This window comes from Streptomyces sp. DvalAA-14, assembly GCF_900091855.1.
GTDB lineage: Bacteria > Actinomycetota > Actinomycetes > Streptomycetales > Streptomycetaceae > Actinacidiphila.
The window spans coordinates 1-7537 of record NZ_FMCH01000454.1 but is presented as its reverse complement, the minus strand read 5'-3'; the positions used below and the strand labels follow the sequence as shown (position 1 = coordinate 7537).

7 protein-coding genes and 1 pseudogene are annotated in these 7537 nt (G+C 73.9%); 4 read left to right on the top strand and 4 right to left on the bottom strand.

Annotation, left to right across the window (positions count from 1 at the left end):
- The 3 genes and pseudogenes from GA0115240_RS37155 to GA0115240_RS24025 all read left to right on the top strand — a co-directional run.
- Positions 1 to 287 (top strand): annotated as a pseudogene (locus tag GA0115240_RS37155) (hypothetical protein); the annotation flags it as partial.
- An 86-nt stretch (positions 288 to 373) separates the two neighbouring features.
- Positions 374 to 1942 carry an acyl-CoA carboxylase subunit beta gene (locus GA0115240_RS24030; RefSeq protein ID WP_093739542.1) on the top strand — a complete coding sequence of 523 codons (1569 nt, stop codon included), beginning with the start codon at positions 374 to 376 and terminating at the stop codon, positions 1940 to 1942.
- On the top strand, positions 1939 to 2196 hold the full coding sequence (locus GA0115240_RS24025; RefSeq protein WP_093739540.1) for a DUF6059 family protein: 258 nt from the start codon (positions 1939 to 1941) through the stop codon (positions 2194 to 2196). Before GA0115240_RS24030 ends, GA0115240_RS24025 begins: the two co-directional genes overlap by 4 nt.
- A gap of 39 nt (positions 2197 to 2235) precedes the next feature.
- Here GA0115240_RS24025 and GA0115240_RS37665 read toward each other — a convergent pair whose 3' ends face one another.
- From GA0115240_RS37665 to GA0115240_RS24010, 3 genes are all read right to left on the bottom strand, one after another.
- A complete protein-coding gene (locus GA0115240_RS37665) occupies positions 2236 to 2844 on the bottom strand; it encodes a hypothetical protein (RefSeq protein WP_093739538.1) in 609 nt (202 codons plus the stop codon).
- A gap of 420 nt (positions 2845 to 3264) precedes the next feature.
- Positions 3265 to 4293 (bottom strand): terpene synthase family protein, encoded by a 1029-nt coding sequence (locus tag GA0115240_RS24015; protein WP_093739536.1) that lies wholly within the window; start codon positions 4291 to 4293, stop codon positions 3265 to 3267.
- A gap of 75 nt (positions 4294 to 4368) precedes the next feature.
- Positions 4369 to 5334: an SDR family NAD(P)-dependent oxidoreductase gene (locus GA0115240_RS24010; protein WP_093739534.1), complete on the bottom strand. Its 966-nt coding sequence runs from the start codon at positions 5332 to 5334 to the stop codon at positions 4369 to 4371.
- A gap of 708 nt (positions 5335 to 6042) precedes the next feature.
- Between GA0115240_RS24010 and GA0115240_RS24005 the strand changes: the two genes are divergently transcribed.
- Complete coding sequence (locus tag GA0115240_RS24005) at positions 6043 to 6471, top strand: nucleoside deaminase (RefSeq protein ID WP_093739532.1); 429 nt, start codon at positions 6043 to 6045, stop codon at positions 6469 to 6471.
- Between the two features lie 40 nt (positions 6472 to 6511).
- Here the strand turns inward: GA0115240_RS24005 and GA0115240_RS24000 are convergent, their stop codons facing one another.
- Entirely contained in the window at positions 6512 to 7423 is a 912-nt protein-coding gene (locus GA0115240_RS24000; RefSeq protein WP_093739530.1) for an SDR family oxidoreductase, read from the bottom strand.
- Positions 7424 to 7537: the final 114 nt, after the last annotated feature.

Sequence of the window (7537 nt, the reverse complement as noted above, 5' to 3'; positions counted from 1 at the left end):
GGGTGCCGGAGCCCGGCGCGCGGGCCCCGCACTGGGTCCCGGGAGCCGGGCCGGCTCCGGAGCGGGCCGTCTTCCGGCTGGTCACCACCGGACCGGCCGACGGCGAACTGAGCGAGGCGGCACAGAAGTTGGCCGCGAGCCTGCCCGCGCTGGTGGTCCACCAGCACGTGGCCCGGCACGGCAGCGCGTTCCTGCTGCTGCGGCCCGACGGCTTCGTCTCCGCGAGCGGCGTCACGGCCGACGGCCTGACGCAGGCGCGGAACCTGTTGGCGGAAGTGGCCGCCTGACCTGACCACGGCCGCAACGGCCGCCGCTGCCGGGCCACTTCGCACCGGCTGTCCCGACCCCGCCACCCGAACGGGAGTGACCGCACATGCGTCTCGTGGAACAGGCACATACGGGCCCCGGCCCCGAGGAACTGCGCCGGCTCAAGGAGGCGGCCCGCGAGGGACCCGACCCCGCCGCGACCCGCCGGCAGCACGACAAGGGCAAGCTGACCGCGTACGAGCGGATCGAACTGCTCCTGGACGAGGACTCGTTCACCGAGATCGAGCAGCTGCGCCGGCACCGGGCCACCGGCTTCGGCATGGAGGCCAAGCGCCCGCACACCGACGGGGTGATCACCGGCTGGGGCACCGTCCACGGCCGGACCGTCTTCGTCTACGCGCACGACTTCCGGATCTTCGGCGGCGCGCTGGGCGAGGCGCACGCGGAGAAGATCCACAAGCTGATGGACATGGCGGCGGCGGCCGGCGCCCCGCTGGTCTCCCTCAACGACGGCGCGGGCGCGCGGATCCAGGAGGGCGTCACCGCGCTGGCCGGCTACGGCGGCATCTTCCAGCGCAACACCCGCAACAGCGGGGTGATCCCGCAGATCTCGGTGATGCTCGGCCCGTCGGCGGGCGGCTCGGCCTACTCCCCCGCGCTCACCGACTTCGTGTTCATGGTGCGCCGCACCTCGCAGATGTTCATCACCGGCCCGGACGTGGTGCAGGCGGTCACCGGCGAGCGGGTCACGCACGACGGTCTCGGCGGGGCCGATGTGCACGCGGCGACCTCGGGGGTGGCGCACTTCGTCCACGACGACGAGGAGACCTGCCTGGACGACGTGCGCTACCTGCTCTCGCACCTGCCGCAGAACAACCGGGAGCTGCCGCCGCGCCTGGCCGGTGGCGACCCGGCCGACCGCGCCACCCCGGTTCTGGCCGACCTGGTGCCCAACGACCCCACCCGGGCCTACGACATGAGGGCGGTGATCCGGGAAATCGCCGACGACGGTGAGGACTTCGAGATCCACGCGGCCTGGGCGCCGAACATCGTGTGCACCCTGGTGCGGCTGGACGGCCATGTCACCGGCATCGTCGCCAACCAGCCGATGGCGATGGCCGGCGCGCTGGACATCCACGCGTCGGAGAAGGCGGCCCGCTTCGTCCAGATGTGCGACTCCTTCAGCATTCCGCTGGTGACGCTCGTCGACGTGCCGGGCTTTCTGCCCGGCATCTCGCAGGAGCACGACGGCATCATCCGGCACGGCGCCAAGCTGCTCTACGCGTACTGCAACGCGACCGTGCCGCGGATCTCGCTGATCTTGCGCAAGGCGTACGGCGGCGCGTACATCGTGATGGACTCGCGCTCGGTCGGCGCCGACCTGGCCTTCGCCTGGCCGTCGAACGAGATCGCGGTGATGGGCGCCGAGGGCGCGGCCAACGTGATCTTCCGGCGGCAGATCGCCGAGTCCGACGACCCGGAGGCGACCTGGGCGCGGCTGGTGAAGGAGTACAAGCAGGAGCTGATGCATCCCTACTACGCGGCCGAACGGGGCCTGGTGGACGATGTGATCGATCCGGCGCAGACCCGGTCGGTGCTGATCCGCTCCCTCGCGATGCTGCGCGCCAAGCACGCCGACCTGCCGTCGCGCAAGCACGGCAACCCGCCGCTGTGAACGGATCCGGGTGGTCGCGGCGGCTGGCCGGCCGGCTGGTGCGGGAGTTCTGGGAGACCCTCGTGCTCATCGGCAGGCTCTCGTGCGGTGACCCGGTCGAGCACGGCGAGCCGGCGGCGGACACCGCGCCGCCCCGGTCCGCCCGGTCCGGTCCGCCGCCGGGCCACCCGGAGCGCCTGCCGCACGCCGCCCCGCCGGACGCGCGGGAGAGGGCGCTGTGGGCGGACATCCTCGACCGCGAACTGGACAGCTGACGTGGCGGCAGCCGTCGTACGCACCCCTGCGCCGCCTGCCTAACGCCAGCCGGGCGTCGTGTGCTGCTGGCGGACGGTTACCAGGCGGCGCGAGCGGACGGCGGTGATGCCCTGGCCGACGGCGCAGACCGCCGCGCCGATCACGGAGAAGATCAGGCCCGGCCCGGGGCTCCAGTGCGACGCGACGGTGAAGCCGTAGCCGGAGTCGACCGGGGTGCCGGACTGCCCGACGGCGATCAGGAGGAGGTAGCCGCCGCAGGCCACAGCGGCGAACACGCATGCCAGCGTGGCGATGACCGTGCGGGTGCCCGGCTCCCGGGCCCGGATGCTGCCCAGCGCCGCCCCCATGAGCGCCGCGCCCAGCAGACCGGACAGGATCCGCACGCCGGGCTTGATCTCCCAGGCCGCCACTCCGCCCTCCTCCTGGATCCAGGGCAGTACGGGGCTGAGCAGGACCAGCGCACCGCCCGCCAGCGCGATCCACAGGCCCGGCTGAGCCGGCGCCCCGGCCCGGTCCGGCTCCTCCTCCACGACGAACTGCCAGCCGGGCGGCGCCGGCGGCCACGAGGGATCCGGCTGCCACCACGGGGGCGGCAGCCAGCCGTCCGGTGGCCGCGGCCAACCCGGTGGAGTGTTGAACCTCTTCATGGCCCCCCGTTCCGTGGACGGATCGGCATCGGCTGCCGCCGTCCCGCGCGGTCGTCGCGGCTCCGCGAGCAGCCGCGCCGAGATGTCCAGGCTCGCAGGATCCTCCGTCGAGGATGCGGCCTATCGCCCACAGAACCACCATAAATACGGCACCTGCGTTAGTCCCTGTCCGGGCCTAGGCCGTGTCTGACAAATAGCGCCGTCCGCCCGCAGGGCGGGGCCCCGCGGCGTCTGGTGCGTGCGATCGCAAGGCGGTGGGGGCACCTCCCAGCGATAGCTGGGGGAGGGTGTCCTCGTAGTGGGCTACTCGGACGACCCCGACAACGCAGCGAGCGCGCGTGCCAGGCGTCGCGGGGCAGGCGGGATTTGTCAGACACGGCCTAGTCCGCCGCAGCCACCGGGACGGCGCGGCTCAGCCCGTCAGCAACCCCGCGCCTCGGGCTGTGCGCGCAGTACCTGGTCGAAGTAGCCGGGGCCGGACGCCGGCCGGACCTGTGGGGCGGTGCGGTAGCGCAGGGTCTCGGTCTGCCAGGCGTGGTAGCCGCTCATCCATCCGGTCATGACCGCGGTGTAGCTTGCCACCGCGGCCTGTTGCCGGGGGGAGAGATCGAGCCGGGCGCAGATGGCCGGCACTTGGCCGGCGAGTTCCTGGAACCGCCGTACCCGCCGGGCCACTTCCTGGCGGGCGGCGTCGACGGCTTCGTCGCGGGTGCAGCGCCGGGCGTGTTCGACGACGAGGACGATGTTGTCCATGTCGCCGCGTGCTTCCTCCTTTTCCAGGGAGTACACGTCGTTGCAGATCAAGGTGACGTCGATGGCCGCCTGACGCATGATGCGCAACTGGGGGCTGTGGAAGGCGGCCGCGGGAACGTTGATCCCGGCGGCCTGTTCACCCAGGGACAGGGGCAGATCGGTGCCGGCGACGCCGCGGCGGACCTGCAGGTAGCTGCGCATGTCCGCGGGGGTGGCGCGGAGGCGGCCGATCGCCTCGTGCGCGTGTGCGGCGAAGTAGTACTCCCACTCGTGCGCGGTGCGCGCGGTCCAGGCGGGGTGGGCGCCGCGGGTGCCGCGGGCCCGGATGTCGGCGAACGCGCGCGAGCACGGATCGGCGTCGGCGGGCGGCGTGGCACCGTGGACGATGTCGATCATCTGCTGGCACACGCGCGCGACTCGGGCGGGCTCCCGGCCGAGGGGACCGTCGAACTGGTCATCGAAGACGAAGAAGAAGGCCATCGCGTCCGCGCACAGGTCCAGGGCGGGACCGCGGGCGTAGGGGAAGCCGAGGGCGGCCAGGCGCGGCATGTCCCACGAGACGAACCAGGCCAGGGACCGGTCGTCGCCCACCAGGCCCGTACCGCGCACCCACTGGAGGTTGCGCCCGCGGGCACCGTCGAGGTCAGGACTGATCCCCGCGGCCGGGGGCAGGTCGAAGTCGATGTCCTGCGGCACGGGTCCTCCGGGGGCGTAGCAGGCGGATGCGGACCGGGTCACGCGGGGCGAGCGCCTGGGTGCGGCGGGTCTTCGTCACGGGGAGGCCGGAGTGGTGAGATCGAGGTCGAGCCGCTGCGCGCCGCCGACGCCCAGCCGGGCGAGCGAGAACGCCATGGAGTCGCTGACGCTCCGCGGTGTGCGGAACGCCTCGGTGCTGCGGATCCGGGCGAAGTGCGCGGCGACCGATTCCGGTGTCGGCTCTTCCTCCCACACCACGCCCTCGGTGGCGGCCAGGAAGATCCGCCCCGTCCGGCGGCCCGCCGCGTGCAGGAGTTCTCCCGTGCAGGGCGCGGACTCGTGGGCCAGCACCGCCACCACCGGGGCGACGTGCCGGGCGGGGAACAGCGACGTGAGCATCGCGGTCATCGGCTCGTCGTCGCGGACCGCCTCCAGTGACATACGGGTGCCGGCGACCGGAACGACCGCGTTCACCTTGATGCCGAGCGGGGCGCCCTCGACGGCCAGCGCCGTGGTCAGACCCAGCACCGCGCCTTTGCCCGCCGCGTAGACGCTGAGCCCGCTGTCGCCGAACAGCGCGTCGGAGCAGGTGTTGACGATCCGCCCGTATCCCGAGGCGGCCATGTGCGGCCACGCCGCACGCAGCATGTGCAGCGTCCCGCCCACATGCGTGTCCAGCACCCGGCGGCACTCCTCGTCGGAGATCTCGCCCAACGGCCGCAGGATCGAGACCCCCGCGTTGTTGACCAGGACGTCCAGCCGCCCCCAGTGCTCCAGCGCCGCCGCGACCAGCGCCTGCGCGCCCGCCGTCACGGCGACGTCGTGCCCATCCGCGACGGCCTCGCCGCCGGCGGCCCGGATCTCCTCGGCCACCACCTGGGCGGGCGACGGGGACGCCCCCCGGCCGTCGATCCCGGTCCCCAGGTCATTGACCACCACCCTCGCGCCCCGCGCCGCCAGGAGCGTCGCGTACTCCCGGCCCAGGCCCCGGCCCGCACCGGTCACCACCGCCACCCGGCCGTCGAAACGAAGCGGATCCACCCCGGCCCACCATCCTTCTCGGAAACCGCGCTGTCGGACCCGACGGAAGACGGGCCCTCCGCAGGTCCGGACGCCGGCCCGCGGCGCCGACGCGCCCGCAGAAGAGCAGCACGGGTTCCCCGCTGCGCACCACCCTGCCCGTGCCACCCGCACCCGGACAGGGTGCGCGGCCGTCGACCCGACGCATCCGGGCGCACCCCGGGCCGCCGAACGCGCCGGCCCGCGCCGTCGCGCCGCAAGGGGGGGAACGGGCGCGGGCGTCCCCCCTGCGGGCGACCGCCGGCAGGCTGCGGGCGCCGGGGGCTCCCGCCTCCGGCGGCGGGCCGAAGACGGGAGGGACCGGCCTGCTTGGCGGTCAGGAACTCGTCCAGGGACAGCGGAGGGTTCACCACGCGGATGTCACCGGCGTTGCCGTGGAAGACGACGTCGATGGCGCCCGCGCAGCGGAGCCTTCGCCCCGGTCGTCAGGTACGAGCCGTGGACCGGGTTCCCGGTGGAGCGCGCCCGAGCCTCCACCCGCCCGGCGGTCGCCACCGTCCGGGACCGGCTCCTGCGGTCACGCCCCGAGCCGCTGACCCAACCCACGCAGCCGACGGCTACCCTGCGGATGCTCCGCCACGTCAAGGGGAAGGTCCATGCACGCTCCGCGGGGCGCGTACGCCGGCGCCCGGCAGGGAAAGGGCGGATCATCACGGGACAGGAGCAGGCATGACGACACCCGAGGACCACACCCTCCTGCGGCGGGCCATCGCGCTCGCGGCGGCGGCCCGCACGGCCGGCGATCCGCCCTTCGGGTCGCTGCTGGCGGGACCGGACGGGACGGTGCTGGCGGAGGAGCGCAACACGACCCGCACCGACCAGGACATCACCGCGCACCCGGAACTCAAGCTGGCACGGTGGGCGGCGAGGGAACTGGACGCCGCCACCGCGGCGGGAACGACGATGTACACCAGTTGCGAGCCGTGCGGGATGTGCGCGGCGGTCATCCAGCAGGCCGGGCTGCGGCGGGTGGTGTTCGCCCTGTCCGGCCGGCAGCTGCTGGACATCAGGCCCGGCAGCGGCCGGCCAGCCGTGCCGCAGGAGGGCCCGGCGCTGTTCGACGAGGTACGGGCCGTGGTCGAGGGCTACTACCGCTGACCGTCCGGCCTCGCCGTGCTCCTGTCGCCGGCCGGCGGCATCAGGTCTGTGGCGGCGTGGTGGGCCTGGTGGGAGCGGCAGGCCGAGCGCCGTCCCAGTCGGCGCGTCCGCCCGTTCCCAGGACCCCGGAGACCCGATGAAGCTCGGCGGCGGACATCCGTGCGAGGGAGCGCCGCGCGACGCGGGCGACGACGTACGGGAAGAGCGGGCGCAAGGGCTGGGCCACCCGCAGCCAGGGGGGCGCGTAAACGGTGGGCGAACGGCGCTCCACGGCGTGCACGAGCCAGGTGGCGACCCGGGCGGCCGTGTACACCCGGCGGGCGGGCGCGGGCTGGTGCCGGCGCAGCTCACGCAGGACGACGTGCTCGTCGAGTTCGCCGATCATGTCGGTGCCGGTCCAGTGCAGATAGGCGATTCCGACCGCGACGCCTTCGGGTTCCATCTCCATCCGCAGGGCGCGGGCGAACGATTCGACGCCCGCCTTGGAGGCGCAGTACGCGCTCATCATCGGCGCGGATCCGAAAGCGGCCGTCGAGGCGACCTGCAGCAGGTAGCCGCGGGTCCGGACGAGCTGGGGCAGGAAGACCCGGGCGGTGACCGCGCTGCCGATCAGGTTCACGTCGATCACCCGGTTCCACAAAGCCGCGTCGCAGGCGGCGAACGGTCCGGCCTGGGCGATGCCGGCGTTGGCCACCACGACAGAGGCCGGCCCGAAGCGGGCCGCCACGCTTCGCGCGGCTCCCTGCATCGCCGCCTCGTCGGTGACGTCCGCCTCGATACAGCAGGAATCCCCGGGCAGACCGTCCGCCACCTCCCGCAGCGAGTCCAGCTCCCTGCCCAGCAGGACCACACGCAGCCCTCGGGCGGACAGCTCGCGCGCGACCGCCGCCCCGACTCCGCGCGCCGCCCCCGTCACCACGGCGACCCGTCCGTCCGCGTATCCGGCTGACACCGTTCACCTCCACGAGAGGCCCGGCACCGCGCCGCTCCCGGTCAAGCCGATCACGGCGCGGTCGCCACGACCGCCCGGCCCGCGCCGATCGGGTGACGCGCGCCCCCGTCGTGC

Excerpts from the sequence above, each read along its gene's own strand:
- GA0115240_RS24030 (WP_093739542.1), top strand. The coding sequence starts at position 374 with ATGCGTCTCGTGGAACAGGCACATACGGGCCCCGGCCCCGAGGAACTG.
- GA0115240_RS37665 (WP_093739538.1), bottom strand. The coding sequence starts at position 2,844 with ATGAAGAGGTTCAACACTCCACCGGGTTGGCCGCGGCCACCGGACGGC.
- GA0115240_RS24005 (WP_093739532.1), top strand. The coding sequence starts at position 6,043 with ATGACGACACCCGAGGACCACACCCTCCTGCGGCGGGCCATCGCGCTC.